Origin of the sequence: Streptomyces sp. DvalAA-43 (assembly GCF_900091725.1) — a bacterium.
In the GTDB taxonomy this organism is placed as follows: Bacteria; Actinomycetota; Actinomycetes; order Streptomycetales; family Streptomycetaceae; genus Streptomyces; species Streptomyces pulveraceus.
The window spans coordinates 1-26,155 of record NZ_FMBW01000066.1 but is presented as its reverse complement, the minus strand read 5'-3'; the positions used below and the strand labels follow the sequence as shown (position 1 = coordinate 26,155).

Genomic DNA, 26,155 nt, shown 5'->3' with positions numbered 1-26,155 from the left:
GTTCAGTGCTCCTGGTGCTTCCGGTCGAAGAAGAGTCCTTCGCCGCGCAGTCGTCGCACGGCGGAGGTGATCTCCTTGGCTACACCTTGTTCGGCCGCCCAGTCGTCGGAGTAGAGGGTGTCGCGGTATTTGGTCCCGCCGTCCGCGGCCAGGCAGACCACGAGACGGCCGTCCCCGGGGGCCTCTTCCTGGTCGCTGAGCATCGCCCGCACGGCGCAGCCGCTGGAGCCGCCGAGCGCGAGGCCGATGTCCTCGGCGATGATCCGGCAGACCGCGATCGCCTCGATGTCGTCGACGTGCACCGCACGGTCGTAGCTGTGCGGCGCTCTCAGGAAGACGGAGGGCCGGCTCGCTCCGATGCCCGGGACCAGGCGGCGGCCGGCGCTGCCCGAGACGGCCAGCGAGCCGCGTACGTCCACGGCGACCGCGACGACGTCGGGCCGGTGCTCGCGCAGGTGGGCGGCGATGCCGGCGAGGGTGCCGCCGGTGGAGACCGGTACGTACACCGTGCCGAGCTCCGGTCCCGCCTGCCCGGTGAGCTCGGGTCCGGTGGTGCGGCGGTGGATCTCGGGTGCGGCCCAGTTCTCGTACTGGTCGGGCCAGCGGTATCCGGGGTTGTCCGCGCACAGCTCGCGCACCCGGCGCAGCCGGCTCAGCAGATAGCCGCCCAGGCCGTCGGGTTCGTCGACGACGATCACCTTGGCTCCGCTGTCGGCGAGTCCGCGGCGGGTGGCATGCGGGGTCTTGAGATCGACCACGGCGAGGAAGTCGCAACCGACCGTCGGCAGCAGTCGGGCCAGGGCGAGGCCCAGGTTGCCCGAGGTGGATTCCACCACCACCGTGCCCGGGGTGAGCGGCCGTTCGTCGTGCAGCGCCCGGAGCAGTCCGACGGCGCTGCGGTCCTTCACCGATCCGGTGGGGCCGTGCTCTTCGAGCTTCAGTCCCAGACGCCGTACCCGACCCCGGTGGGTGACGTCCAGGCGGAGTAAGGGAGTTGTACGGAGGGCCCGTGCCAGGACGGGATTGACACGCGACACTGCTTCTCCCTGTGCGATACGTGTGTGGCCATGGTGGATCGACGGGCCGGGCGGCTGCGCGCTCTCAGACCATAGGCAGGTGGCCCCCGGCGCCACCACGGCCCTGTCACAAGACGGGGGGCGGTCTTGGCCGGAACAACGCTTGACGCTTCGCCCGGCCCGGGTCCCCGGCCGCTGCCCGGCACCCCGAGGCTGCGAAGACGCCCCGGTGTTGTGAGGGGTCCGGGCGAATGCGGAGAAATGAATTGGCCGGTTCGACGCCGCGCCGCGGGCCCGGCTCGGTGGCCCCGGCCGGGCTCGCCGACCGGAGGAGCCGACCGGCACGACCTCTCCCGAGGGCCTGTTATCTTTGCGTGACTTCGCAGCACAACTCTCGGTCATGCTTTGGCCTTTGATGCGAAGGAGTCGACGTGCCGGCGTGTGACGGCGGACGCGCAATGACCAACGCTCGGGCGCGGTCGCGGTCTGCGACCGGCCCGTCCTGTCATGGCTGGACGGAATGACACTGCACAACGCATTCAGCAGAACGGCGCGGACCGCGCGGGCGGTGCTGGTCCCCGGAACGGGGCGCCGGAAACAGACGAAACGCCCACGCAGCCGCCTGCCGCGCAGACCGGACTACCCGCGCGCGGAGCGGAGCGGCTGGCGAAGATGGGTACCCTCGTGGCGGCTGGTCCTGGGCTCCGCCCTGCTGTTCACCGCGACGCTGGTGACCGTGGTGGGCATCGCCTACGCGCGCACGGACATACCGGAGGACCTCAACGCGTTCGCCACCCAGCAGGACACCGTCTACTACTGGGCCGACGGCACACCGATGGCCAGGACCGGCTGGGTGAGCCGGCAGGAGATGCCCCTGTCGAAGATCCCCGACCACGTCCGATGGGCCGTACTGGCGGCGGAGAACGCCGACTTCTACTCCGACCACGGCATATCGACGCAAGGGATCACCCGGGCGCTGTGGCGCACGGTGGGCGACGGGGACACCCAGGGCGGGTCCACCATCACCCAGCAGTACGTCAAGAACGTCTATCTGACGCAGGACCAGTCCTTCTCGCGGAAGTTCACCGAGATGCTGCTGGCGGTCAAGCTGGACCGCCGCCTGAGCAAGGACAAGATCCTCCAGGAGTACCTGAACACCAGCTGGTTCGGCCGCGGCACCTACGGTCTCCAGCGGGCCGCGCAGGCGTACTACGGCAAGGAGGTCACCCAACTCGACGCCAGCGAGGGCGCGTTCCTCGCTTCCCTGCTCAAAGGGGCCTCGCTGTACGACCCGGCCGTCAACCCCCACAACCGCGAGCGGGCCGTCGCGCGGTGGAAGTGGACGCTGGACCGCATGGTGGAGATCGGCAGGCTGAGCCCGGCCGAACGGGCCACGTACACCACCTTCCCCGAGCCGAGGCCCCCGCACCGGGCGAACAACGCGGGCGGGCAGGACGGCTATCTCGTCCAGCTCGCCGAGGCGTACGCCAAGCGGGCCGGGCACATCCCCGACGCACGCTTCGACCTCGGCGGCTACCAGATCTACACGACGTTCGAGAAGCCGCGGATGACCGCCCTCACCCGGGCCGTCCGCGAGGCGCGCGGCGCGCTCGATCCCGAGCGGCGCAAGGCCGACCGGTCCGTCCGGTTCGGGGCCGCGTCCGTCGCCCCGGACGGCCGGATCCTCGCGGTCTACGGCGGACCGGACTACGAGCGGCAGGCGTTCAACGAATCCAACGCGGGTACCGTCCCGGCCGGTTCGGCGTTCACCCCCTTCGTCTACGCCGCCGGTCTCCAGCACGGTGTGTCGCGCGAACGCAACGGCCCGCGCTCCACCGTCGTCCCGTCGACCGTGTACGACGGCGACGACGACATACCGGTCATGACCCCCGAAGGCCCCTACTGGGACCGCAGCGGCAAGATGGTGAAGGGCGACAACGACGGCGATGTCTCGCACGGCCGCATCAGCCTGCACGACGCCATGGCGAAGTCCGTGAACTCCCCCTTCCTCCAGCTCGGCATGGACACGGGCCTGAAGCAGGTCCGCGGCACGGCCGAGGCATCGGGGCTGCTCCCGTCCAGCTTCGGCCCGCCCGTCCCGGCGTTCGCGATGGGCAACTCCACGCCCAGCGCCATCCGGATGGCCGACGCCTACGGCACGTTCGCGGCCCACGGCATGCACATGGACCCGTACTCGGTCCGCAAGGTCACCCGCAACGGCGGGCCGATCCGGCTCGGCCTGCCCCGGCCGGGACGCGCCATGCGGTCCGACGTCGCCGACGAGGTCACCGCGTCGCTCGCCCCGCCCGCCGACAAGAACGGTGTCGCCTCCGCCACCCCGGTCGCCGCCAAGACCGGCACCACCGAGGACGACACCGCGCGCTGGTACGTCGGATACGGACCGGCCGCGTCCACCGCCGTCGTCGTCTACCGCATGGACCTCGCGAAGAGCCTCGCGCCGCTGCCCCTGAAGGGGCTGGCCGGCCGCCCGGCGGACGACGGCACCCTCCCGGCCCAGATCTGGAACACATACACGGAAGCCATGACCAAGTGACTGATACCAGAGCCACGTCCACCGTCCGCCGCATACGGGCCCGGCTCACGCGCCGTGTCGTCCTGGGCCTCGCGGTATGTCTCGTGGCGTCGGGTTCCGCGGCGCTCGTCCCGCTGATGTCCGACAACGCCTCCGACGACCGGACCCCGCAGCAGGGCACGCGCACCGTCGCCGCGCCGAAACCGACCGCCCGGAATCACCCCGAGGGCGGCGGAAGCCCGGAGGAGGACTGGGACGGCAAGATCAAGATCCTGGGTGACGGCTCCACGTCCTACACCGGGCCGCAGCCCGCCCAGTTGAAGGCCGAGCGGCTCAAGCCCGGTGAGCGGCCGCCCCAGTTCGTGGTCTTCTCGTGGGACGGCGCGCTGGAGGGCGACGACCACATGTTCTCGCGCTTCCGCCGTGCTGCGAAGGAGAGCAAGGCCCACATGACCTTCTTCCTCACCGGCATCTACCTCCTCCCGGAGGACAAGCGGGGGCTCTACCGGCCGCCCCAGCACAAGACCGGGGCCGCCGCGATCTCGTACCCGACGCGCGAGCACATCCGGATGACGCTGGAGCAGCTCGGCGACGCCTGGCGCGAGGGCAACGAGATCGGGTCCCATTTCAACGGCCACTTCTGCGACAAGAAGGGCGGTGGGGACTGGAGCAAGGACGAGTGGGTCAGCGAGATCGGCCAGTTCTACTCCTTCGTGCAGAACTGGAAGACGAACACCGGCTACAAGGATCTCGATCCGCTCCCCTTCGACCCCACCCGTGAGGTCGTCGGCGGTCGCGCGCCCTGTCTGGAGGGCCAGAAGACCCTGCTGCCGGCGACCAGGCCGTTCGGCTGGCGCTACGACGCGAGTTCCCCGGGCGACTTCCAGATCTGGCCGTCCAGGAAGAACGGCGTCTGGGACTTCCCGCTCCAGATGCTGCCGTTCCCCGGCAAGGACTTCCAGGTGCTGTCCATGGACTTCAACTTCCTCTACAACCAGTCCGAGGGCGACGTCGAGGGCGACCCCGCGAAGTACAGGACCTGGCGCGAGGAGGCACGGAGCGCGTACGTCGCGGGCTTCGAGCGGGTCTTCCACGGCAGCCGCGCGCCGCTGTTCATCGGGAACCACTTCGAGGACTGGAACGGCGGGATCTACATGGACGCCGCCGAGGGGACGATGCGCGAGGTGTGCCCCCGCAAGGGGGTCCGCTGCGTCTCCTTCCGCGAACTGGCCGACTGGCTCGACGCGCAGGACCCCAAGGTCCTCGCGCAGTGGCGGAACCTCGACCCCGCCCAGCCCCCGAGCTGGAAGGACTGAGACCTGTCCGGCCCCCGCACGCCGTCCGGTGTGCGGGGGCCGTGAGGGCCCGCGGTCAGTTCGCCTTCTCGACGAACTCCGTGGTGTACGTCTTGGCGAGGTCCACCTCGGCGTCCTTCAGGTTGGGGTTGAACGCCTTCAGGACCCGTTCGACGGTGGCGGGGCCGTCCGCGGGCATCACGCCGTCCTTGGTGAACATGGGCAGGGTGCTCTTGATGGCCTGCGCGTACAGGGCCTTGCCGCCGCCCTGGGCGTAGTCGGCGGGCATCTTCGCGGCGATCTCGTCCGCGCTGTGCGTCGACATCCACTTCAGCGTCCTGACGAAGGCGTTGGCCAGCTTCTGGACGGTCTCCTTGTGGCTGTCGACCCATGCGGTCTGCATGTACAGGCTGGACGACGGGTAGAGCCCGCCGAGCGCCTGCTTGGAGCCCTCGGGGGTCCGCATGTCGATGAGGATCTTGCCGAGCTTCTTGTCCAGGATGGTGGCGACCGTCGGGTCGGTGGTCATGCCGCCGTGGATGGAGCCCTGCTGGAGGGCGGAGATGAACGTCTGTCCGGCTCCCACCGCGACGGGCGTGAACTCGCTGGTCCGCACGTCGTTGTCGACGGCGAGGTACTTGGTGAGGAAGTCGGTGGAGGAGCCGAGGCCCGTCACACCGAGCTTCCTGCCCTTGAAGTCCTTCGCCGACCTGATGTCGTCCGCGGACTGGTTGGACACGATCTCGACCTCGCCGGGGGCGTGGGAGAACTGGACGACGGACTCGACCTGCTTGCCCTTCACCTGGAGGTCGAGGGTGTGGTCGTAGAAGCCCACGGTGCCCTGGACATCGCCGGAGACCAGTGCCGTCTCGGCCTGGACGCCGGCGGGCTCGGTCAGGAGCTGGACCGACACGCCCTCGTCCTCGAAGTAGCCGAGCCGCTCGGTGAGCATCGCCGGCAGGTAGATGACCTTGTCGAGGCCGCCGACCATGATCTTGACCTTGTCGTTCCTGCCACCGGACGAGGTGGAGTCGCCGCCGCCACAGGCGGTGAGGCTGGTCAGGGCGAGTACGCCGGCGACGGCCAGGGCCGGGATCCGGGTGGATGTACGCATCTGATGCACGTCCTTGTGAGGATGAGGTAGCGGGTGCGGATGACGGCGGGGCGTCAGCGGGCGGTGTCGGCGTCGGCCGGCTTCCAGCGGAAGAGCCGCTTCTCCAGGAAGGTCAGCAGGCCTTCGGCCAGCAGCGCGACGATCGCGAGGATGACCATCGCGGCATAGACACCGGCGGCGTTGAACGTGCCCTGGGAGGCGGCGACCAGCAGCCCGAGGCCCTTGGTGGCACCGATGTACTCACCGACGATCGCGCCGATGAGTGCGAAGCCGAAGCTCACATGCAGGCTGGTGAAGATCCACGACGTGGCGGAGGGGATCACCACCTGGAGGGTGACCTGGCGGTTGCTGGCGCCCAGGATGCGGGAGTTGGCGACGAGATCGCGGTCGACCTCCCGTGCGCCCTGGAAGGCGTTGAAGAAGACGGGGAAGAACACGAGGACGACCGCGGAGGCAACCTTCGACGCCGGGCCGAGGCCGAACCAGATGAGGAAGATCGGGGCGAGCACGATCCGGGGCAGGGCGTTGAGCACCTTGATGTACGGCCCGAGGACATCGGCGGCGAACCGGACCCGGCCCAGCGCGATGCCGAGCAGCACACCGGCGATCACACCGATGACCCAGCCGAGCAGCGCTTCGTAGAGCGTGTACCAGATCTGCTCCCACAGGGAGCCCTGGGCCGTTCCGTCGACGACCCAGGTGCGGATCTGGTCCCAGATCTTCGACGGCATGGAGAAGTTGAACGGGTCGATGACCGCCGTACGGGCCAGCCATTCCCACAGCCCGATGACGGCGAGCAGCACCGCGATCCGGCTTCCGGTCACCAGGTATCCGCGGTTCCTGGCGGCCCTCGCCCGTGCCCGGGTCCGCTCGGTGCCGGTACCGGCCGTCTTCGCGGTGATGGTGTCAGGCGACATCGAGGGCACCCCTCTCGCGGGTGATCCGGACCTCTTCGCCGAGCGAGGTCCAGATCTCGCGGTAGATCTCGACGAACCGGGGCTCCAGCCGCACCTGTTCGACCTTGCGGGGGCGGGGCAGGTCGATCTCGAAGACCTCCTTGACCGTGGCCGGACCGGCGGTCATGACCACGACCTTGTCGGCCAGTGCGATGGACTCCTCCAGGTCATGGGTGACGAAGACGACGGAGGCGCCCGTACCGGCCCACAGCTCCAGCAGTTCGTCCGACATCAGGGCCCTGGTCTGCACGTCGAGCGCGGAGAAGGGCTCGTCCATCAGCAGGATCTCGGGGTCGTTGACGAACGTGGCCGCGAGCGCGACGCGCTTGCGCTGGCCGCCGGACAGCTGGTGCGGGTAGCGGTCCTCGAAGGAGGAGAGGCCGACCCTGGCGAGCCACTCCCGGGCCCGCTCCTTCGCCTCGGGCCTGGGCACTCCGCGGAAGCGGGGGCCCGCCATCACATTGGACAGTACGGTCCGCCACGGGAAGACCGCGTCCTGCTGGAAGACGAAGCCGACCTTGTCACCGATGCCGCGCACCGGCTCCCCCGCGACCAGCACCTCCCCCTCGGTGGGTTCCTCCAGTCCGCTGACCAGGGTCAGCGTGGTCGACTTGCCGCATCCGGTGGGGCCCACCACGGCGACGAACTCACCGCGCCCGATCGTGAGGTCCAGATCCCGCACGGCGGTGTGGAGCGCCCCCGACGGAGTCCGGAACGCTTTGCTCGCCCCCCGCAGCTCGATGGCGGGGCTCGTTTCGCTGTTCATGGAGCGGGACGTTAGGGGCGCCCCGAGGACCGGGTCACCCTTGCGCCCACAACTCCCGGTTCTGCTCATAACGCGGGGTTCTGCTCGTTCTGCCCATGCTCCGGCAACGAATGCGCCACGAGGACTGGTCATCGGCGAGCACGACGTTTACGTTGCGTTCACACAAGGACGAAACGGAGCATCATGTTCCTGGCAGGCGGAAGGCAGAGAGCGAGCACATGCGCATTCACTGGCCCCGCCGTGTCTTCGCCCAGGTGCTCCTCACCCAGGTGACCATCACCACCGGCGTGATCATGCTCATCACGGGGCTCTTCCTCGCCCCGCTCAGCCACCAGCTCGACAGCCAGGCGATGCACCAGGCCCTGTCCATCGCCCAGACCGCCGCGGCCGAACCCGGCCTGGTACGCGATCTGAGGAGCACCCGCCCCAGCCCCGGCGGACCGGTGCAGGCGGAGGCGGAGCGGATCCGGCGGGCCACCGGGGCGCTGTACATCGTCGTCATGGACACCCGTGGGGTGCGCTGGTCGCACACCGACGTCACGCAGATCGGCAGGCATGTGTCGACCGATCCCAGCACGGCTCTGGGCGGCCGGGAGATCATGCAGATCGACAACGGGACCCTCGGCAGGTCGGCGCGTGCGAAGGTCCCGCTCCGCGACGGGAACCGGAACATCGTGGGCGCCGTGTCGGTGGGCATCGCCTACGACAGCGTCCACGACCGGCTGCTCGGGACCATCCCCGGTCTGCTGCTCTACTCCGGCGCGGCGCTCGCGGTGGGCGTGCTGGCCGCCCTCGCGGTCTCGCGGCGGCTCCAGAGGAGCACGCACGGCATCGCCTTCGCCGACATCTCCGCGTTGCTGGGCGAGCGCGAGGCCATGCTGCACAGCATCCGCGAGGCGGTGCTCGCCCTCGACGCGCGGGGCCGGATCCGGCTGCTCAACGACGAGGCGCGGCGGCTGCTGGAGCTGGACCAGGACGCCGTGGGGCGGGCGCTGGGCGAGGTGCTGCCGCCGGGTCGTACGGCCGAGGTGCTGACGGGACGGGTCGACGGCTCCGATCTGATCACGGTCTGCCGGGGCCGGGTACTGATCGCCAACCGCATGCCCACCGGTGACGGCGGAGCCGTGGTGACCCTGCGCGACCGCACCGAGCTGGAGCTGCTGGGCCGTGAACTGGACTCCACCCATGGCCTGTTGGACGCGCTGCGCGCCCAGGACCACGAGCACGCCAACCGGCTGCACACCCTTCTCGGGCTGCTGGAGCTCGGCAGGCACGAGGCCGCGGTGGCGTTCGTGGAGGAGGTGGCGAGCGGTCACCGGGCCTCGGCGGAGCAGGTCGCGGAGCGCGTCAACGATCCGCTGCTGTCGGCGTTGCTGGTGGGCAAGTCGGCCATCGCGGCGGAGCGGGGCGCGTCGCTGCGCGTGTCGCCGGGCACCCGGCTGCCGGACGTGGTGGTGGACCCGCGCGATCTGGTGACCGTCCTCGGCAATCTCATCGACAACGCGCTGGACGTCGCCACGCTCGTCGAGGTCGAACTGCTCGCCGAGGGCAGTACGGCGGTCCTGCGGGTCAGCGACAACGGCCCCGGGGTGCCTCCCGGGATGCGTGAGCGGATCTTCACCGAGGGCTGGTCCACCAAGGAGTCCCCCGCGCACCGCGGACGCGGCCTGGGTCTGGCCCTGGTGCGCCGGCTGGCCGAGCGCTACGGTGGCGCGGCCCGCGTCACGGCACGGGCCGGCGGCGGCGCGGTCTTCACCGTCGTCCTGCCCGAGGCACTCACCGTCCGGTCGCTGACAGAAGTGGGAGAGTCGCGATGATCGATGTCCTGGTGGTGGACGACGATTTCCGGGTCGCCGAGATCAATGCCGCGTACGTGGCCAAGGTGCCCGGCTTCCGGGTCGTCTCCCGTGCGCACACCGCCGCTCAGGCACTGTCCTTCCTGGAGCGCGACCATGTCGACCTCGTCCTGCTCGATCACTATCTGCCGGACGAGACGGGGCTGACGCTGGTACGGCGGCTGCGCCAGCGCGGCCACCCGGCCGATGTGATCATGGTGACCGCGGCCCGCGATGTGTCGACCGTCCGGACCGCCATGCGGTACGGGGCGCTGCAGTACCTGGTCAAGCCGTTCAGCTTCAGCGGTCTGCGGTCCAAGCTGGAGAGCTACGCGGCGCTGCGCCGGACGCTCGAAGGCGTGGGCGGCGGCCGGGGCGAGGCCGGGCAGGAGCAGGTCGACCAGATCTTCGCGGCCCTTCGCACCGCGGAGGCCGGCCCCGCGGCCGGGCTGCCCAAGGGGCATTCCGCGCCCACCGCGGATGTCATCCGCCATGTCCTCTCGGCGGCCGAGGGGCCGCTGTCCGCGCACGACGTCGCCGCGCGGGCGGGCCTCAGCCGCTCCACCGCCCAGCGCTACCTCAAGTACCTGGAGGGCGCGGGCCGCATCAGTCTCAGCCTCAAGTACGGCGACACGGGCCGCCCCGAACACCGTTACGCGTGGGCCGGTCTCCGTCCGGAGCCGCTGCGATGAGCGGGGCACAGGCAGCGCCGGTGGAGCTCACCCCCGCGGCCGCGGAGCTGCTGCGCCGGCTCCGGCGGGTCCACGGTCCGCTGATGTTCCACCAGTCGGGCGGCTGCTGCGACGGCAGCGCGCCCATGTGCTACCAGGACGGCGAGTTCCGTACCGGTGGCTCCGATGTGCTGCTGGCCTCGCTCGACGTGGACGGGGTGGCGGAGCGCATCCCGTTCTGGATGTCTCGGAGCCAGTTCGAGGTGTGGTCGCACACCCGGCTGATCGTCGACGTGGTGGCGGGGCGGGGCAGTGGGTTCTCGCTGGAGGCCCCGGAGGGGGTGCGGTTCCTGATCCGCTCCCGGCTGGCCGACCCGGACGGGAGCTGATCCGTCACCCGGATCGCGGGACGTGGTGGGCCCGCGTCCCGCGCCGGGTCAGGGGTTGAGGCTGCTGACGACGTCGGCGGTGGCGGCCAGGCCGTCCTGGATGGTCGGTGCCATGCTCGTACCCGCGAGGAAGAACCCGAGCATCGCGCAGACCAGCGCGTGCGAGAGCTTCAGCCCTCCGTTGCGGAGGTAGATCACCGCCAGGATCAGCAGAAGCAGCACCAGTGAGATCGAAATGGCCATGGCCAACCTCCTCCGCCGCGCCGGAATGCGGCATTCGGCCGCCAGTGTGGCGTAGCGGAGGAGCCATCCGGCGCACTGGCGTGTCCGCCATCCGGGTGTTGACTGGCTGTCATGCTCGGGGCGGTGGGTCCGGTCAGCCGCGGGGGTGGGCGGCCCCGGTCCGGGCGTCCCGGTCATGGGTGCGCAGGAAGCGTTCGAGGCCCGCCAGGTCGTCGGTGTTGAGGTGGTCGACCCCGGCGGCCAGCAGCTCCGTCCAGACCGCGTCCCGCTCCGGCCCCGGCGCGTCCGGCGTGGCCCAGAAGCGGACGCGCCGGCCGCCGCGGTGGGCCGTGGCGACGAGCGCGCGCAGCTTCTCCCGCTCGGCGGCGGGGAAGGGGCCCGCCCCCAGCCAGCTGAAGTCGTCGCTCCAGCTGCTGCTGATGAGCGGGACGAACGAGGCGGTGGCCGCGGTTCCGAGGTCCTCGGGGCGGCCGTCGTAGAAGGCGTACCGGGTGTGCTGCGCCTCCATCGGGGCGCGGGCGGCCCGGTCGCCGGAGATGACCGGGGTGATCGCGCCGGGCCGCACCCGGCCGTGGTGGTACGACGTCAGCATCCGCCGGTAGTGCCGGAGCTGCCGGTCGAGTTCGAGGTAGGCCGCGGCTCCGTCCGTCTTGATGTCGATCAGCAGCTGGACGGGGTCGTGGTAGCCGGGGTGGACCCTGCCGTGGTTGGCCCGGACCCTGGCCAGCAGCGGGTCGAGGTAGAGCGAGGCCAGGGTGCGGGCGGGGTCGAGGTCGGTGGCCTCGTGGGCGACCAGCAGTTCGCCGTCCACCAGGAAGATGTCGGCCTCGACGCTGGTGAAGCCGTGCCCGAGCGCGTCGTACAGGGGGCGCGTGTGCAGGTAGTCGTTGTGCGCGTGGGCCCTGCGCAGCGCCCGCGGACGGTGGTGGACCGCGGGCCGTTCGGAGGCGGTGGCCGTTCGCGGGGACAGGAACGCGCCTGCGGCCGCGGTGGCGAGCGCGGTGGTGACGACGCTTCGGCGGTTCGGGAACGCCATGGATTCTCCCGGGAGCGAATGAGGGACCGGACGGGTGGACGCGACCGAGTATGCGACGGTGACGGCCGCAACGGGCGGACGCCGCACAAGAGTTGATCCGGTCGTCGTCCGCCCGTCGACTGCCGTTCCCCCGGTCAGGCCGGGAGGGTCCAGCGCTGGTTGGCGTTGCCGGTGCAGGTGTAGATGCCGAGCGGGGTGCCGTCGGCGCTGCCGCCCCCGTAGGCGTCGAGGCACTGCCCGGTTCCGGGGTTGACCAGGGCCGCTCCGTCGGTACGCCACTGCTGGGCGGCCGAGCCGTCGCAGACGGCGGTCCGTACGGTGCTGCCGCTCACGGTCATGCACTGGAACTGCGCACGGATCGTGCCGTCGACGGCCCGCACCCAGTTCTGGTTGTTGCCGCCGTCGCAGCTCCAGAGGTCGAGCCGCGTGCCGGTGGTGCCGCCGGGGATGTCGGCACAGGCGCCGCCGATGCCGGTGAGGGATCCGGACGAGGAGTTGCCGATGCCGTCCTCGTGCACGCTGCCGCCGCCCTGGCCGCTGACCCTGGCGCCGCTGGAACAGGTGCCGCTCACGCTGGTGGAGCCGAGGGCCGCGGTGACGGCCGTGCCGCCCGCCGTGCCGCTGGGCAGGTCGAGGAAGGCCTTGGAATAGGGCGAGTCGGCGCAGGTCGCGGCGTTGTTGTTCCAGTCGAAGTACTCGACCCAGTCGACCATTCCGCCGGTGGCGACCTTGGCGCCGGTGCCGGTCTGCAGGCTGCCGAGGACGAACGAGGTGCCCGCCGTGGCATCGGTGACCGTGGCCCGGTACCAGCCGTCCGTCGCGTCGGGTGCGATGCGGAAGCGGTAGTGGTGCCCGGCGGTGAAGCGCTCACCGAGCCGGCAGGTGTAGCCGGTGCCGCCCTCGGCGAACGTCTGGCAGTAGGTGCCGGTGCTTCCCGGCCTGCCTCCGGTGGAGTCCCAGAGCGAGAAGAGGAACAGGCCGCCGCCCGCGCGGTTGCGCTGCATGCCGATATAGCCGCCGACGCCGTTGGTGAAGCCGAACTGGTGGGACCAGAAGACGTTCGCGCGGCCGGGGTCGGACTGGACGGTCGTCCCGAAGGTGACTTCGTCGAGGGCGTTCGTCCCGGCCGGGAACGTGTAGTTGCTGTACGAACCCGGGGTCTGGCCGGCCGCGACGGACGGCCCCGCCAGGCCCAGGCAGGCCGCGACGGCGAGGATCACCACCACGACGGTGGCGCGTGCTCGGTGCATGTCCCACTCCTTGTCCGGACGGACGGATGACCGCCCCATGGTCATGAACTCGTCAATGATAGTGACGTCGAGAACAACCCGGACCCCCACGGCTCCGGGATGCTTCCTCGCGGCACCCGCCCCGTAAATGTGTCGACATCCCCCTCGGCGTCCGGCAGAGTGCTCGTCCGTGACGAGCAGTGAGCTGTGGACCCGCGCGACCGCCGACCGCTACGACGCCGGGGAGGCCGAGATGTCCTCGGCCGCCGTCCTCGGACCGACTCTCGCCTTCCTGGCCGAGCTCGCCGGGGACGGCCGGGCACTGGAGTTCGCCATCGGGACCGGCCGCGTGGGCGTCCCGCTCCGGGAACGCGGCGTGCCGGTGGTGGGCATCGAACTGTCCGAGCACATGGCGGCGGTGCTTCGGCGCAAGATCGACGGGGCCAGGCTTCCGGTCACCATCGGGGACATGGCCACCACCGTCGTCACCGGCGAGTTCGCCCTGGTCTATCTCGTCTACAACACCATCACGAACCTGCTCACCCAGGACGAGCAGGTCGAGTGCTTCCGCAATGCCGCGCGTCATCTGGAGCCCGGCGGCCGCTTCGTCATCGAGTTGGGCGTGCCACCGCTGCGGTTCCTGCCGCCCGGCCAGGTCGCGGTGCCGTTCGACATCTCCGAGCGGCATCTCGGCTTCGACACCTTCGACCTGGTGGAACAGATCCTCGTCTCGCACCACTTCAGCGCCGACGGCGACGACAGCCGCTACCGTCGCAGCGACTCCCGGCACCGGTACGCCTGGCCGGCGGAGCTCGACCTGATGGCACGGATCGCCGGGCTCGAACTGGAGCGTCGCGTCGAGGACTGGGACGGTGCGCCGTTCACCCAGGATTCCCCGAAGCACATCTCCGTCTGGCGCAAGCCGGTCTGAGGCCGACCGGGCGGCCCCACGACCACGAACGTCATGTCGTCAGGAACTCTGTCCGCCCGGCCCCATGACCTCCTGCGGTGCGCCCGGCGCGGAGCACTCCTGCCAGCCGACCGTGCGGTCGCACCAGCGTTCCAGCAGTACCCGGTCGTGGCCCACGGCCAGCAGTCCGGCCCCGGACTCCCTCCGGTAGGACTCGACGACCGCGACCAGTGCGGCGGTCGTCGACGCGTCGAGCATCGCCGTCATCTCGTCGCAGATCAGCCAGCGCGGCCGCAGGACCAGCGCCCTCGCCAGACAGGCGCGCTGCAACTGGCCGTCGCTCACCTCGTGCGGACGCCTCTCCAGCAGTTCGGGCGTGAGCCCTACGGCCGGTGCCAGTGCGGCCACCCGGTCCGCCACCTCCGCGCGGCGGCCGGTCGCCCGCAGCGGCTGGGCGATGAGTTCGCGCAGCGTGAGGCGAGGGTCGGCGGAGAGCCGGGGCTGCTGGAAGACGACGCCGACGGCGGTGCGTTGCGCACGCGGGGCCCGGTGCCGCCAGCCGCGTACCGGTTCGCCGTCGAGCACGACCGTGCCCGCGTACGGGCGGTGCAGCAGGGCCGCGACCCTGGCCAGGGTGGACTTGCCGCAGCCGCTCGGGCCCAGCAGTCCGAGGGACTCCCCCGGCGCGAGGCTCAGCGAGACCTCGCGGACGACGGGCTCGCGCCGGTCGTATCCGGCGGTGACGCGGGTGAGTTCAAGCACGGTCCGGCTCCTCCCCGTCCGCCCGCGCACCGTGGCGGCAGGCGAGACGGCCGTCGAACGGGGGCTGTACGGAACACAGTTCGTCGGCGCGGTCGCAGCGGGCCGCGAACGCGCACCCCTCGGGCAGCGCTCCGAGCTCGGGCGGCATTCCGGGGATCGGCACGAAGGCGCGCTCCGGCAGGGCGTCGAGGAGGCCGCGCGCGTACGGGTGGCGCGGTCCGGGCCGTCCGAAGAACCGCTCGGCGTCGTCGAGTTCGACGATGCGGCCCGCGTACATCACGGCGACCCGGTCGGCGATCCGTTCGGCCGCCGCGAGGTCGTGGGTGATGATCAGCAGCGCCCGGCCGCCGTCGGTGTGGCGACGCAGTTCGTCGACGGTGCGCTCGACCAGCTCGCGGTCGAGTCCCGTGGTGGGCTCGTCGGCGAGGAGCAGGGGTGCGTCGCCGATCAGGGCGAGCGCGGTCGCGGCCCGCTGGGCGAGACCGCCGGAGAGTTCGTGCGGATACCGGTCGAGGTGCCCGGCCGGGAACGAGGCGCGGGCGGCGGCGCGTTCGGCCGCGGGGCGCAGGGCGGGCCTGCGGGCGCCTGTCAGTTCGCGGAGGGTCTCCTCCAGCTGGGCGCGCACGGTACGGACGGGGGTGAGGTGCGCGGCGGGGCTCTGCGGGACGAGTCCGACGCGGCGGCCCCGCACGGTACGGGCGAGGCTCCGTTCACCGGCGGTGAGGAGGTCGGTGCCGTCGTCGAGCAGCGCCGAGCCCGAGGTCCGCGCGTTGCCGGGCAACAGTCCCAGCAGCGCCGAGGCCAGCACGGATTTGCCGCAGCCGCTCTCGCCGACCAGGGCCAGGCACTCCCCCGCCGCGAGGTCGAAGTGCGCGTCGGCGACGGCGGCGACCTGCCGCCCGCCGCGCATCCGGAAGCGCACGGAGAGGCCGCGTACCGAGAGGACCGGCGCCTTCGGGCCGGGGGCGGTCGTCACCGCATCGGTCTTCACAGCATCAGCTCCGATCGGCGGCGCGGGTTGATCCGCTCCCGCCAGGCACCGGCGAGCCCCGCCAGCGCGAGGGTCGGCAGGACCAGGAAGAGGCCGGGGAAGAGCGTCGGCCACCAGTCCCCGGCGAGGAGCGAACCGCGCGCCGTCTGCACGAGATTGCCCAGGCTCGCCTGGTGGGTGGGCAGCCCGAGCCCCAGGAAGGAGAGCGCGGACTCGTGCCACATCGCGTGCGGCACCATCAGTACGGCGGCCAGGCCCGCCTGCGGCAGCACGGCGGGCAGCAGATGCCGCACGACGACCCGCCCGCGTGAGGCGCCGCCGGAGATCGCCGCGTCGATGAACGGACGCGAGCGCAGCGACAGCACTTCGGAACGGACGATCCTGGCCGTCGAGAGCCAGTGGGTGAGCGCGACGGAGACGATCACCGGGCCGACGCCGGGCCGGAACATGGCCACGATGAAGATGCCGAGCAGCAGATGGGGTACGGAGGAGAAGGTGTCCACCAGCCGCATGACGAGGCGGTCGGTCCAGCCGCCGAAGGCCGCGGCGAGTGCGCCGACCGCGGTCCCGATGACGGTCGCGGTGAGCCCGGCGACGACGCCGACGAGCAGCGAGACACGGAGCCCGTAGACGCAGCGCAGCAGCAGATCGCGCCCGACGTCGTCGGTGCCGAACGGGTGCTGCCAGGAGGGCGGCCGGAGCTTGGCCGCGAGGTCGACGGCCTGCTGGTCGAGCTGGACCAGCGGCGGCACGAGCAGGACCGCGAGCAGCACAGCGGCGACGATCCCGGCGGAAGCGGTCACACGGATGCGGCGGGTGGTGCGCCGCGCGGGTCCGAAGTCGGTTTCAGCCATCGAAGCCCACTCTCGGGTCGGCGAGCGCGTACAGCAGATCGGAGAGGAGGTTGCCGAGGACGACCGCCACGGTGGCCAGCACCGTGAGCGCGGCCAGCAGCGGGAAGTCGACGGAGGTGGCGGCCTGCACGGTGGCGGCGGCGATGCCGGGCCAGCTGAAGACCGTCTCGACGAGCAGGGCGCCGGTGATGAGTTCGGGGACGCGGGAGCCGATGAGGGTGAGCATCGGCAGCATTCCGGAGCGAAGGGCGTGGCCGAGCAGTACGGTGCGTTCGCTCAGTCCGCGGGCGCGGGCGCCGCGCACCGGGTCCTCGCCGAGCGCGTCCGCGACGCCCTGGCGCACATAGAGGAAGAACCACGGCAGCTGGGAGATTCCGAGCACGGCCGCGGGGAGCACCAGATGGCCGGCGACCTGCCCGAAGGTGACGGTGTCGCTGGCCGCGTCGGTGAGGCCGCCGGCCGGGAGGAGACCGAGTTCCAGGGCGAAGAACCAGATGGCGAGCAGCCCGAGCCAGAAGGCCGGGGCGGCTTCGAGGGTGTACGCGGCGGCGCTGACGCACCGGTCGAGCAGACGGCCGGGCCTGCGGGCGGCCAGTACGCCGAGGCCCGTGCCGAGGAGCACCGCGACGGCGAAGGCGGCGGTGGCGAGCAGTACGGACCAGCCCAGGCGTTCACCGATGACATCGGCGACCGGCTGGCGCATCACGGTGGAGTCGCCGAGGTCGCCGCCGAGCGCCGAGCTCAGCCAGTCCCACCAGCGGCTCACGAGCGGCCGGTCGACACCGAGGTTGGCCCGCAGCTGGTCGAGGTTCTCCTGCGAGGCGGTGAGCCCTGCGGTGCCCGCGTACGCCTTGACCGGGTCGAAGGGGGAGGCGGCGGCGACGGCGAAGACGCCGAACGTCACGGCGGCCAGGACGGGGACGGCGAGCAGCACCCGCCGGCCCGCCATCCTGCCCATCTGCCCCCAGGGGAGGCGGTGGTTCACTTCTTCGGCGTCCAGTCCTCGACGTTCCACCACGGGCCGGACGCCAGTCCGTGGTCGTGCGGTTCGACCTGGGTGGTGAGGGGGCCGAAGCGGTCCTTCACGACGTAGAGGTGGTCGATGTGGGTGAGGAAGGTGTAGCCGGGGTTCTTCATCAGTTCGCGCTGGACGGTGTCGTAGGCGGCCTTGCGTTCGGCGCTGTCGCCGCTGCGGCGGCCCGCTTCGAGGGCCTTGTCGACGGCCTTGTTGTCGTACCAGGCCATGTTGTTGAAGCCGTCGCCCGCGAGCGAGGACTTCAGCAGCGTGTACTGGTCGAAGTCGGGATCGGCGGGTGAGCCGCCGCCCGCGAGGACCGCGTCCTGCCTCATCCGCGGCTCGATGACCTCCCAGGTACCGGCCTCGGTGGTGATGTCGATGCCGGCCTTCCTGGCGTCGGAGGCGTAGGCGAGCGCGTGGTCCTGGCGCAGCTTGTCGCCGGTGAGGTACCAGAGCGGGAAGGCGGCGCGTACGCCGTTCCTGGTGCGGATGCCGTCGTTGCCGGGCTTCCATCCGGCTTCGTCGAGGATCTTCTTCGCGGCGGCGAGGTCGTGGGTGCGCTCGGTGCCCTTGGTGAACCACTCGCTGTCGGTGGGGACGGGTCCGTAGGCGGGACGGCCCTCGCCGTTGAGGATCGAGTCGACCATGGCCTTGCGGTCGACGGCGATGTCGAGGGCGCGCCGGACGGCGGTGTCGCCCGCGACCGCGTTGTGGGTGGGCAGGGTCACGGTGCGGTAGTCGTACGTGGTGGCGGCGTAGGTCCGGGTGCCGTCGGTGAAGCCCTTGGCCAGGTTGGGCGGCAGGATCGCGCCGTCGAGTTCCCCGGCGCGCAGCCGGGTGGCGCGCACGTCGTCGTCCTTGATGATCGCCATGGTGAACTTCTTCACCTTCGGCGCGCCGCCCCAGTAGTCGGGGTTGGCCCGGAAGCTCAGCTTCTCGCCCTTGGACCACTTGGTGAGCAGGTACGGTCCGGTACCTATGGGACGGGTGGTGAAGTCGCCTGTGTTGACGTCCTGCTTGCCCGCGATGTGTTCGGGGGCGATGGGCAGGACGGTGCGCTGGGCGAAGGGCGCGTAGGGGTACTTGAGGCGGAAGACGACGGTGTCGGCGCCTTCGGCCTCGACGCTCTTCACCGCGTCGAGTTCGGTGCGGGAGGCGTTGTTGGTCTTCTTGTCGAGGATGGTCCGGTAGGTGAAGACCACGTCCTTCGCGCCGAAGGGCTCGCCGTCGCTGAACTTCACGCCCTTGCGCAGCCGGTAGGTGTACGTCAGTCCGTTGTCGCTCACCTCGGGCAGGGCGGTGGCGAGCGCGGGCCGCAGCTTCATGCCGGCGTCCAGGGCGAGCAGCCCGTCGAAGATCTTGGAGTTGCCGTCCTTGCCGTAGCCGAGCAGCGGGCTGAGGCTGTCGGGCTCGTAGGCGATACCGACCACCGCCGAGTCCGCCGTGCCCGACCCGGAGCCGCCGGCCGGGCCGCCCGGTTGCGAACAGGCCGCCGCGGTCAACGCCAGCACGGTCGCCAGTGTCGCGGCGGCCGCTCCCCGTATCGATCGGGCCGTCATACTCTGCACATCCCTTATTGAAGATCAGATGTTATTGCGAATCTGCCGCAATTAAACAGCAGGTAAAGGAGTGCCCGGTACCCCGCCTCACCGGAAGACGCGGAAGCGGAGGCGTGCCCTCACACGCCTCCGCTCCAAGTCCCGCAGTCCTACGGGCCGTTCCGCCCTCCCTCGTTACGGTGCGGGCAGTTCCATCAGTTCGGCGACGGTCCTGCGGTGCTGCCCGGCCGTGCCGTACGCGATCGAGTCGGCCTTGGCGCGCTTGAGGTACAGATGGGCCGGGTGCTCCCAGGTCATGCCGATCCCGCCGTGCAGCTGCACGCACTCCTCGGCGGCGTGCACCGCGACCCCGGAGCAGTACGCCTGCGCGACGGCCACCGCCAACGGCGCTTCGGGGCTGCCGGTCGCGAGGGCGTCCGCGGCGTTCCGCGCGGCGGCGCGGGCCGAGACGACCTCCAGCCAGAGCTGCGCCATGCGGTGCTTGAGCGCCTGGAACGAGCCGACCGGCCGGTTGAACTGGTGCCGTTCGCGGGTGTGGCGGACCGTTTCGGTCAGGCACCACTCGGCGAGTCCGAGCTGCTCGGAGGCGAGCAGGCCGGCGCCCGCCAGCAGGCCCCGGCGCACGGCGGCGACCGCGGACGCCCCGTCGGCCAGCCGCGTTCCGGCGGCCCCGGCGAGGGCGACGGTGGCCAGCGGGCGGGTCAGGTCGAGCGGTACGAGCGGCTGGACGGCGACACCTTCGGCGCCCGTGCCCACCGCGAACAGGCCGTCGGTCGTGGGCACCAGCAGCACGTCGGCCGCGTCTGCGTCGGCGACGCCGGTGACCGTCCCCGTGACCCGTCCGGCCACCACACCGGCCGGCTGGGCGGCGTCGGGCGCCGGGGCGGCGAACGGCACGGCGAGGACCGCGGTCCGGCGGCCCTCGGCCAGCTCGGCGAGGAGCGCGGCAACCGGTCCGTCGGGCGTCCCCAGTGCGAGCAGCGTCTCCGTGGCGACCACCGCGCTGGTCAGATAGGGCGAGGGCGTGACGGCCCGGCCCAGCTCCTCCAGCACCACGGCGGCCTCGCGGTGACTCGCGCCCTGCCCGCCCAGCTCCGTCGGCACCAGCAGCCCCGCGGTGCCCATGTCGGCGGCGAGGGCCTTCCACAGCAGCGGGTCGTACGGCGAGCCGGACTCGACGCGGGCGAGCACCGTCGGCGCGTCGCTCCGGTCGGCGAGCAGCGCACGCACCGCTGCCCGCAGATCCTCCTCGGTCTCCGAGTACAGCAGATCGGGCGCCTGGGTCTCTTGGGTCGGTGCGCTCATCGGGCCAGGTCCTTCCAGGCGACGTCCTTGTCGGTGCGCGGCTCGGCGGGCAGGCCGAGGACGCGCTCGGCGACGATGTTGAGCAGCACCTCGCTGGTGCCGCCCTCGATGGAGTTGCCCTTGGAGCGGAGATAGCGGTATCCGGCGTCCCGTCCGGTGAAATCGACGAGCTCGGGCCGGCGCATGGTCCATTCGCCGTACAACAGCCCTTCCTCGCCGAGCAGTTCGACCTCCAGTCCGCTGATCTCCTGGTTGAGGCGGGCGAAGGCGAGCTTCATGCCGGAGCCCTCGGGACCGGGCTGTCCGGCGACGAGCTGCTGGCGCAGCCGGGTACCGGTGAGCCGGGCCACCTCGGCCTCGACCCAGAGGGTCAGCAGGCGCTGGTGGAGGTCGTGGGTGCGCAGCTCGGGACGTTCGCGCCAGGTGCGGACGACCGGGCCGATCATGCCGCCCTCGCGCGGGACGCGTGCCCCGCCGATGGAGACCCGCTCGTTCATCAGCGTGGTCTGCGCGACCTTCCAGCCCTCGCCGACCGGGCCGAGGCGCCTGTTGTCGGGGATGCGTACGCCGGTCAGGAAGACCTCGTTGAACTCGGCCTCGCCGGTGATCTGGCGCAGCGGCCGGACCTCGACGCCGGGGTCGGTCATGTCGCAGATGAAGTAGCTGATGCCGCGGTGCTTGGGCACGTCCGGATCGGTGCGTGCGATGAGGATCGCCCAGCGGGCCAGATGGGCGCTGGACGTCCAGACCTTCTGCCCGTCGACCACCCAGTCCTCGCCGTCCCGCACGGCGCGGGTGCCGAGGGCCGCGAGGTCGGAGCCCGCGCCCGGTTCGCTGAAGAGCTGGCACCAGACCTCCTCACCGGTCCACAGCGGCCGCAGGAAGCGCTGCTTCTGCTCGTCGGTGCCGAAGCCGAGGAGGGTGGGGGCGGCCATGCCGAGGCCGATCCCGATCCGGCGCGGGTCGTTGTCGGGGGCGCCCGCCGCGGCGAGTCCGGCGTCGACGACGGGTTGCAGGGAGCGTGGCGCGTCGAGTCCGCCGAGTCCGGCCGGGTAGTGCACCCAGGCGAGTCCGGCGTCGAAGCGGGCCCGGAGGAATGCGGTGCGGCCGGTGGTGGCCGGGGGATGTGCGGCGAGCAGTTCCTGGGTGCGGCGGCGGAGTCCGGCCGCGTCGGGCGCGGTCATCGGGCGGCTCCTGACGGGAGGACGACGATCCGGCCGGTACTGGCGCCGTCGGCGACCCGCTGGACGGCGTCGGCGGCCCCGGCCAGTCCGACGCGTTCGCTGATCAGGGGCTTGACGGCGCCCTGCTCGGCGAGCCGGGTGAGCTCGTCGTGGCAGGCGCGGACGGCGGCCGGGTCCTTGGCGTTGTACAGGCCCCAGTGGAGTCCGACGATCGAGTAGTTCTTGACGAGTGCGTGGTTCAGTGCCGGGGTGGGGATGACGCCGCTCGCGAAGCCGACGACGATCACCCGGCCCTCGAAGGCGACACACTTCACGGACTTGGCGTAGGCGTCGCCGCCGACCGGGTCGTAGACCACGTCGGCGCCGCGTCCGCCGGTGGCCTCCTTGACCGCGGCGACGATGTCCTCGCCGTGGCGGTCGATGACCAGGTCGCAGCCGATCCCGGCGGCGACCCTGGCCTTCTCGGGGCCCCCGACCACACCGATGACGGTGGCTCCGGTGGCCTTCCCGAGCTGGACGGCGGCGCTGCCGACCCCGCCGGCCGCCGCGTGGACCAGGAGGGTCTCGCCCGCCCGGAGGTGCGCCCTGCGGTGCAGGCCGAACCAGCCGGTCTGGTAGCCGATGTGCAGGGCGGCGGCCTCGGCGTCGCCCAGGGCGTCCGGGGCGGGCAGCAGCGCCGCCTCGTCCGCGACGACGTACTCGGCGAACCCGCCGTGCGGCAGCGTGGGGGTGGCGAGCACCCGCCGCCCGTCCGCCGTCCTGCCGCAGATCTCCACGCCGGGGGTGAACGGCAGCGGCGGCCGCACCTGGTACTGGCCGCGGCAGAGCAGCGCGTCGGGGAAGTTGATGTTCGCCGCGAGCACCTCGATGAGCACCTGCCCGTCGCCGGGCGTGGGCCGGCCCGTCTCCTCCAGCCGCATCACCTCGCTCGGCTCGCCGTTCCGGTGCACTCGCCATGCCTGCATGAGGGGCCTCCACAACACTGTCGGCATTACCACTGCTCCGGCGCATACTAAGCGGTCGCTTGCCCCTCTGGGAACAACCTGCCGGTACCGGTTTCGGCCCGCCCCGGACAGCGGCGCGCCCGGTCCGTCCCAAGAGGTGCTTCGGGACGGACCGGGCGTGGGGCGGTTCCGTGCGCCGGTATCAGCCCTGGCCGGCCACCACCACATCGGCGATCTGCGGTGCCGCCGAACCGGTGTGCCAGGCGAGCCGCACCGCGTCGGCCGTGCGGCCCGCCGTGCCGACCCGGGTGTACGGGCCGTCGAGCGTGCCGACGGTCCGCCAGGTTCCGTCGGTGCCGCGCAGCTGGATGTCGGCGCGGCCCTTCGACCCGGACGGCTGGAGAACGGTGACGGAGGGAACGGCACGGGCGGCGCCGATCCCCAGCTCCAGCGTCTCCCCGGCCTCCGGGGCACGGGACGCCCGGTAGACGGTGCCCGGATCCCCGTCGAAGGCCGCGCGCAGCGAGGACCCGGTGGCGGCGGGCGGCCCTCCGGTCACCTCGCCGTCGTCCGTCGGGACGCTGAACTCCCGTACGACGAGCCAGTTGTCCTGGCCCGCGGTCGCCCGTGCCCGTACGTAGCGGGCCCGCGTTCCGGCGGGCGCGGTCGCGGTGACGTCCGGCTTTCCGGAGAAGGCGGTGAGCTGCTGCCAGCTCTGCCCGTCGGCCGAGAACTCCAGCACGCCCTGGTGCAGGTAGTCCTCGGTGCTGCCGGGCTTGCCCATCGCGAGGGTGACGGTGCCGATGTCCCGGACCCGGCCGAGGTCCACGGTGATGCCGTCGCCCGCGGCGGGCGCCCCGTCGCTCCAGAAGTAGGTGGAGTCGTCGCCGTCCAGCATCCGGGCGGCGGCGTTGCTCTGGTACGTGCCCAGGTCGGTGGTGACCGAGGGCCTGCCGCTCACCCCGAGGATCCGGTCGTGCTCGGCGCCGGCCGCGTCGATGAACCGGTCCAGGACGCCGTCGCCGACGAGCACCGGCACCTTGCGCCCGTCGAGCCCGGTGTAGGTGAAGGACTTCGCGGCGGTGACCTGTGCGGGCAGCCGCTGCCGCAGCTCCCAGGCCTGTGCGCCCTGTCCGGCGCGGGCCGCCTGCACCATCCGCAGGGCGGTCCGGGCGGCGGCGGCCCATGCCCCGGTCGCGTCCAGCCAGGGGCCGGAGTCGGCGACGAAGCCGCGGTCCGGGAGGCCGGCGCGCAGCCTGCCGGGGGCCGCGCCCAGCGCGTCCAGCACCGAGGCGAGCCGGGCGGCGTCGCCGGACTTCCAGTAGCGGGCGAACTCCGCCGCCAGTTCGGGGGCCTGGTCCTTGTTCAGCGCGGAGCTGTAGTTCACGTCGGCGAAGGCCCGCAGCGCCTGCTGGGTGCGCGGATCGTCGCCCGCGTACTCCTTCAGCCCTTCGCCCCAGGAGGTGCGGGGGTCGTACGCGGCGTCGTTCCACGCGTAGTCGGCGACGGTGTACAGCGCGATCTTCGAGGCGTACGGCTGGATCATCGGGTTGGCCGTGATCCCGGCCAGCTTGCCGGGCAGGCCCTTCTCGCGCCCGCTGAACGGGCCGAGCAGCAGCCGGTCGGTCGCGTAGTCGTTGACCGGGTAGTTGTCCCAGGTCAGGATCGGGTGGCCGAAGACCGTACGGGCGTCCTGAGCCTGAGCGACGGTCATGGTCGGCGCGACGACGCCGATGCCCGTCCACTCGACCAGGACATTGGGGTCGAGCTGCTCGGAGAGCGCCTTCTTGTACGGCGAGGCGGAGACGTCGTAGTACTCGGTCGGGACCATCTGGAGCGGCTGCGCGCCCGGGTGGGTGGCGATGAACTCCTTGTTGACCCGGTTGAGGAGATACGCCTGCGCGGCGCCCGCCGCTCCGCCGCCGGTCCCCCACTTCGCCTTGTCCTCGGCGCAGTTCCAGTCGGTGTAGCTGATGTCGTCGAGCGGCACGGCGAAGGTGCGTACCCCGATGTCCCAGATGGTCTGGAACTTGTCGACCAGTGCCTTGGCGTCGGCGTCCGAGCTGTAGCAGACGGAGAGGCCGGGCGAGAGCGCGTACGTGAACTCCACATGCCGCCGCACGGCCCGGTCGGCCAGCTCCTCGACCTGGGCCAGCTGGTCGGCCGGGTAGGCGTCGCGCCACTTCGCGCGGAGGTACGCGTCGTCCTTCGGCGAGTACACATAGATGTTCATCTTGTGCTCGCCGTAGTAGTCGAGCTGGTCGAGCCGGGCCTCGTGCGACCACGGAGTGCCGTAGAAGCCCTCGATGACGCCGCGCAGCGGGGTGCCGGGCCAGTCGCGCACCGCGAGCCCGGCGACCCGGGCGCCCGGGTGGGCCGCGTGCGGCAGGACCTGCCGCAGCGTCTGGGCGGCGTAGTACGTGCCCGTGGTGTCCTTGCCCGCGAGGACGATGCGATCGGCGCCGATGCCGAGCACATACCCCTCGGCGGGCAGTGCGGAGGGGCCGTCGATCCGCTGCGCGGCGAGCGCTCCGGAGTCACCGACATGGACGGTGAGACCGCTGCGGGCGGGTCTGTCGCCGCGTACGACGCGCTGGGCACCGGCCCGGCGCAGCGCGCCCTCCACGACCTGGAGGGCGGACTCGTCGGAGGTGTCGCCCGCCACCAGGGTGACGGTCGGGCTGATGGTGATCCGGTCGGCCCGCGTCTTCACGGACTGCGGGGTCGGCGTGATGGCCGGGGCCGCCCGGCCGGCCGCGGCCTTCGCCGGGGTGGCGGTGCGGAGGCCGCCGGCCGCCTGGGCGGGCGGCACGGCGGTCAGCAGGCCGCCGACGAGCAGGGTCGCCGCCGTACCGAGCGCGGTGAGACGGGGTGGGCGAGGCGTCACTAGTCCTCCATTGATCACTCAAGTCACCAGAGTCGCGCAACACAACACCACCGAATTCAACATCGTGGCGCTTACATGTCAATGGTCTGGACAACATCAACACGCGGACCTGCGCTTTTACCTCCAGAAGCGGTACCCACGGATGCGTGAAGCCGAACATGCCCCACCACCGGAATGCCGAGCCGAACCCTGCCCGGACCCGGTGCGCGAAGGGCTCGCACATGACGACCGGCGAGCGTCATGCAGGTCTCACCCGACCCGTAAATACCCCCTGGGGTATAAGTGCTAGCCTGAGTCGGAGATACCCCCCGGGGTAAAGCATCACGGAAGGAGACCTGTCGTGTTCTTCGTGGACACCATCGAGACGGCGAGCCTCGGCAACCGCAGCTATCTGGCGGGCGGGCGGCGGGCCGCCGCGGTCGTGGACCCGCCGCGCGACATCGACCGGGTCATCGCCGCTGCCGCCCGGCGCGGCGTGCGGATCGCCCTGGTGGTGGAGACCCATCTGCACAACGACTACGTGACGGGCGGCCTGGATCTGGCTCGCGTCACCGGGGCGCGCTACCTGGTGCCCGCCGCCGCGCAGGTCTCCTTCGCCCGGGTCCCGGTCGCGGACGGCGACCTCGCCGCCGTCGACGACGGCCTCGCGCTGCGGGCG

22 protein-coding genes and 1 pseudogene are annotated in these 26,155 nt (G+C 71.6%); 7 read left to right on the top strand and 16 right to left on the bottom strand.

The features are described 5' to 3' along the window. Positions 1–2: 2 nt before the first annotated feature. A complete protein-coding gene (locus GA0115234_RS27535; protein ID WP_161275675.1) occupies positions 3–1,037 on the bottom strand; it encodes a pyridoxal-phosphate dependent enzyme in 1,035 nt (344 codons plus the stop codon). 499 nt (positions 1,038–1,536) lie between these two features. Between GA0115234_RS27535 and GA0115234_RS27530 the strand changes: the two genes are divergently transcribed. After that, positions 1,537–3,570: a transglycosylase domain-containing protein gene (locus tag GA0115234_RS27530; protein WP_093547092.1), complete on the top strand. Its 2,034-nt coding sequence runs from the start codon at positions 1,537–1,539 to the stop codon at positions 3,568–3,570. Next, on the top strand, positions 3,567–4,865 hold the full coding sequence (locus GA0115234_RS27525; RefSeq protein WP_093547090.1) for a hypothetical protein: 1,299 nt from the start codon (positions 3,567–3,569) through the stop codon (positions 4,863–4,865). Before GA0115234_RS27530 ends, GA0115234_RS27525 begins: the two co-directional genes overlap by 4 nt. A 55-nt stretch (positions 4,866–4,920) precedes the next feature. Here the strand turns inward: GA0115234_RS27525 and GA0115234_RS27520 are convergent, their stop codons facing one another. Genes GA0115234_RS27520 through GA0115234_RS27510 form a run of 3 tightly spaced genes read right to left on the bottom strand, consistent with a single transcriptional unit; the run spans position 4,921 to position 7,680 of the window. After that, positions 4,921–5,958 carry an ABC transporter substrate-binding protein gene (locus tag GA0115234_RS27520; RefSeq protein WP_093547088.1) on the bottom strand — a complete coding sequence of 346 codons (1,038 nt, stop codon included), beginning with the start codon at positions 5,956–5,958 and terminating at the stop codon, positions 4,921–4,923. 53 nt (positions 5,959–6,011) lie between these two features. Then, positions 6,012–6,875 carry an ABC transporter permease gene (locus GA0115234_RS27515; protein WP_093547086.1) on the bottom strand — a complete coding sequence of 288 codons (864 nt, stop codon included), beginning with the start codon at positions 6,873–6,875 and terminating at the stop codon, positions 6,012–6,014. Next, complete coding sequence (locus GA0115234_RS27510; protein WP_093547084.1) at positions 6,865–7,680, bottom strand: ABC transporter ATP-binding protein; 816 nt, start codon at positions 7,678–7,680, stop codon at positions 6,865–6,867. The genes GA0115234_RS27515 and GA0115234_RS27510 overlap by 11 nt, the downstream gene beginning before the upstream one ends. A gap of 218 nt (positions 7,681–7,898) precedes the next feature. Between GA0115234_RS27510 and GA0115234_RS27505 the strand changes: the two genes are divergently transcribed. Genes GA0115234_RS27505 through GA0115234_RS27495 form a run of 3 tightly spaced genes read left to right on the top strand, consistent with a single transcriptional unit; the run spans position 7,899 to position 10,575 of the window. Then, positions 7,899–9,497, top strand: coding sequence for a sensor histidine kinase (locus tag GA0115234_RS27505; RefSeq protein ID WP_093547082.1), 1,599 nt, complete (start codon positions 7,899–7,901; stop codon positions 9,495–9,497). Further along, positions 9,494–10,207, top strand: a complete 714-nt coding sequence (locus GA0115234_RS27500) for a response regulator (protein WP_093547080.1) — start codon at positions 9,494–9,496, stop codon at positions 10,205–10,207. Before GA0115234_RS27505 ends, GA0115234_RS27500 begins: the two co-directional genes overlap by 4 nt. Then, the gene (locus tag GA0115234_RS27495; protein ID WP_093547078.1) at positions 10,204–10,575 is read left to right on the top strand and encodes a DUF779 domain-containing protein; all 372 of its coding nucleotides are present in this window, start codon (positions 10,204–10,206) and stop codon (positions 10,573–10,575) included. Before GA0115234_RS27500 ends, GA0115234_RS27495 begins: the two co-directional genes overlap by 4 nt. 48 nt (positions 10,576–10,623) lie before the next feature. On the opposite strand, the gene GA0115234_RS27490 is transcribed toward GA0115234_RS27495, so the two are convergent. The 3 genes from GA0115234_RS27490 to GA0115234_RS27480 all read right to left on the bottom strand — a co-directional run bounded on the left by GA0115234_RS27490 (position 10,624) and on the right by GA0115234_RS27480 (position 13,104). Continuing rightward, entirely contained in the window at positions 10,624–10,818 is a 195-nt protein-coding gene (locus GA0115234_RS27490; RefSeq protein ID WP_093547076.1) for a hypothetical protein, read from the bottom strand. A 133-nt stretch (positions 10,819–10,951) separates the two neighbouring features. Next, positions 10,952–11,854, bottom strand: coding sequence for a phosphatidylinositol-specific phospholipase C/glycerophosphodiester phosphodiesterase family protein (locus tag GA0115234_RS27485; protein WP_093547074.1), 903 nt, complete (start codon positions 11,852–11,854; stop codon positions 10,952–10,954). 134 nt (positions 11,855–11,988) lie between these two features. After that, positions 11,989–13,104: a ricin-type beta-trefoil lectin domain protein gene (locus GA0115234_RS27480; RefSeq protein ID WP_161275674.1), complete on the bottom strand. Its 1,116-nt coding sequence runs from the start codon at positions 13,102–13,104 to the stop codon at positions 11,989–11,991. Positions 13,105–13,273: 169 nt separating this feature from the next. Between GA0115234_RS27480 and GA0115234_RS27475 the strand changes: the two genes are divergently transcribed. Further along, the gene (locus GA0115234_RS27475) at positions 13,274–14,014 is read left to right on the top strand and encodes a class I SAM-dependent DNA methyltransferase (RefSeq protein WP_161275673.1); all 741 of its coding nucleotides are present in this window, start codon (positions 13,274–13,276) and stop codon (positions 14,012–14,014) included. Between the two features lie 39 nt (positions 14,015–14,053). Here the strand turns inward: GA0115234_RS27475 and GA0115234_RS27470 are convergent, their stop codons facing one another. The 9 genes from GA0115234_RS27470 to GA0115234_RS27430 all read right to left on the bottom strand — a co-directional run bounded on the left by GA0115234_RS27470 (position 14,054) and on the right by GA0115234_RS27430 (position 25,497). Then, positions 14,054–14,755, bottom strand: a complete 702-nt coding sequence (locus tag GA0115234_RS27470; RefSeq protein WP_093547068.1) for an ABC transporter ATP-binding protein — start codon at positions 14,753–14,755, stop codon at positions 14,054–14,056. After that, a complete protein-coding gene (locus tag GA0115234_RS27465) occupies positions 14,748–15,665 on the bottom strand; it encodes an ABC transporter ATP-binding protein (protein ID WP_093547190.1) in 918 nt (305 codons plus the stop codon). Before GA0115234_RS27465 ends, GA0115234_RS27470 begins: the two co-directional genes overlap by 8 nt. Positions 15,666–15,742: 77 nt before the next feature. Further along, complete coding sequence (locus tag GA0115234_RS27460) at positions 15,743–16,600, bottom strand: ABC transporter permease (RefSeq protein WP_093547066.1); 858 nt, start codon at positions 16,598–16,600, stop codon at positions 15,743–15,745. Further along, entirely contained in the window at positions 16,593–17,558 is a 966-nt protein-coding gene (locus GA0115234_RS27455; protein ID WP_176729293.1) for an ABC transporter permease, read from the bottom strand. Before GA0115234_RS27455 ends, GA0115234_RS27460 begins: the two co-directional genes overlap by 8 nt. Before the next feature lie 23 nt (positions 17,559–17,581). Next, positions 17,582–19,177, bottom strand: coding sequence for an ABC transporter substrate-binding protein (locus GA0115234_RS27450; RefSeq protein WP_093547062.1), 1,596 nt, complete (start codon positions 19,175–19,177; stop codon positions 17,582–17,584). A 174-nt stretch (positions 19,178–19,351) separates the two neighbouring features. Further along, complete coding sequence (locus GA0115234_RS27445) at positions 19,352–20,482, bottom strand: acyl-CoA dehydrogenase family protein (RefSeq protein WP_093547060.1); 1,131 nt, start codon at positions 20,480–20,482, stop codon at positions 19,352–19,354. Continuing rightward, positions 20,479–21,666: an acyl-CoA dehydrogenase family protein gene (locus GA0115234_RS27440; protein ID WP_093547058.1), complete on the bottom strand. Its 1,188-nt coding sequence runs from the start codon at positions 21,664–21,666 to the stop codon at positions 20,479–20,481. The genes GA0115234_RS27445 and GA0115234_RS27440 overlap by 4 nt, the downstream gene beginning before the upstream one ends. Beyond that, entirely contained in the window at positions 21,663–22,631 is a 969-nt protein-coding gene (locus GA0115234_RS27435) for an NADPH:quinone oxidoreductase family protein (RefSeq protein WP_093547056.1), read from the bottom strand. Before GA0115234_RS27435 ends, GA0115234_RS27440 begins: the two co-directional genes overlap by 4 nt. Before the next feature lie 181 nt (positions 22,632–22,812). Continuing rightward, a complete protein-coding gene (locus GA0115234_RS27430) occupies positions 22,813–25,497 on the bottom strand; it encodes a beta-N-acetylglucosaminidase domain-containing protein (protein WP_093547054.1) in 2,685 nt (894 codons plus the stop codon). A gap of 340 nt (positions 25,498–25,837) precedes the next feature. Here GA0115234_RS27430 and GA0115234_RS27425 point away from each other — a divergent pair. Continuing rightward, a pseudogene (locus tag GA0115234_RS27425) lies at positions 25,838–26,155 on the top strand (MBL fold metallo-hydrolase); the annotation flags it as partial.

What these genes read in the sequence shown, in the direction of transcription:
- GA0115234_RS27505 (WP_093547082.1), top strand. Translation starts at nt 7,899, where the DNA reads ATGCGCATTCACTGGCCCCGCCGTGTCTTCGCCCAGGTGCTCCTCACC.
- GA0115234_RS27485 (WP_093547074.1), bottom strand. Translation starts at nt 11,854, where the DNA reads ATGGCGTTCCCGAACCGCCGAAGCGTCGTCACCACCGCGCTCGCCACC.
- GA0115234_RS27495 (WP_093547078.1), top strand. Translation starts at nt 10,204, where the DNA reads ATGAGCGGGGCACAGGCAGCGCCGGTGGAGCTCACCCCCGCGGCCGCG.
- GA0115234_RS27520 (WP_093547088.1), bottom strand. Translation starts at nt 5,958, where the DNA reads ATGCGTACATCCACCCGGATCCCGGCCCTGGCCGTCGCCGGCGTACTC.
- GA0115234_RS27435 (WP_093547056.1), bottom strand. Translation starts at nt 22,631, where the DNA reads ATGCAGGCATGGCGAGTGCACCGGAACGGCGAGCCGAGCGAGGTGATG.
- GA0115234_RS27510 (WP_093547084.1), bottom strand. Translation starts at nt 7,680, where the DNA reads ATGAACAGCGAAACGAGCCCCGCCATCGAGCTGCGGGGGGCGAGCAAA.
- GA0115234_RS27515 (WP_093547086.1), bottom strand. Translation starts at nt 6,875, where the DNA reads ATGTCGCCTGACACCATCACCGCGAAGACGGCCGGTACCGGCACCGAG.
- GA0115234_RS27440 (WP_093547058.1), bottom strand. Translation starts at nt 21,666, where the DNA reads ATGACCGCGCCCGACGCGGCCGGACTCCGCCGCCGCACCCAGGAACTG.
- GA0115234_RS27465 (WP_093547190.1), bottom strand. Translation starts at nt 15,665, where the DNA reads ATGCGCGGCGGGCGGCAGGTCGCCGCCGTCGCCGACGCGCACTTCGAC.
- GA0115234_RS27455 (WP_176729293.1), bottom strand. Translation starts at nt 17,558, where the DNA reads ATGGGCAGGATGGCGGGCCGGCGGGTGCTGCTCGCCGTCCCCGTCCTG.
- GA0115234_RS27460 (WP_093547066.1), bottom strand. Translation starts at nt 16,600, where the DNA reads ATGGCTGAAACCGACTTCGGACCCGCGCGGCGCACCACCCGCCGCATC.
- GA0115234_RS27445 (WP_093547060.1), bottom strand. Translation starts at nt 20,482, where the DNA reads ATGAGCGCACCGACCCAAGAGACCCAGGCGCCCGATCTGCTGTACTCG.
- GA0115234_RS27450 (WP_093547062.1), bottom strand. Translation starts at nt 19,177, where the DNA reads ATGACGGCCCGATCGATACGGGGAGCGGCCGCCGCGACACTGGCGACC.
- GA0115234_RS27530 (WP_093547092.1), top strand. Translation starts at nt 1,537, where the DNA reads ATGACACTGCACAACGCATTCAGCAGAACGGCGCGGACCGCGCGGGCG.
- GA0115234_RS27480 (WP_161275674.1), bottom strand. Translation starts at nt 13,104, where the DNA reads ATGCACCGAGCACGCGCCACCGTCGTGGTGGTGATCCTCGCCGTCGCG.
- GA0115234_RS27500 (WP_093547080.1), top strand. Translation starts at nt 9,494, where the DNA reads ATGATCGATGTCCTGGTGGTGGACGACGATTTCCGGGTCGCCGAGATC.
- GA0115234_RS27490 (WP_093547076.1), bottom strand. Translation starts at nt 10,818, where the DNA reads ATGGCCATTTCGATCTCACTGGTGCTGCTTCTGCTGATCCTGGCGGTG.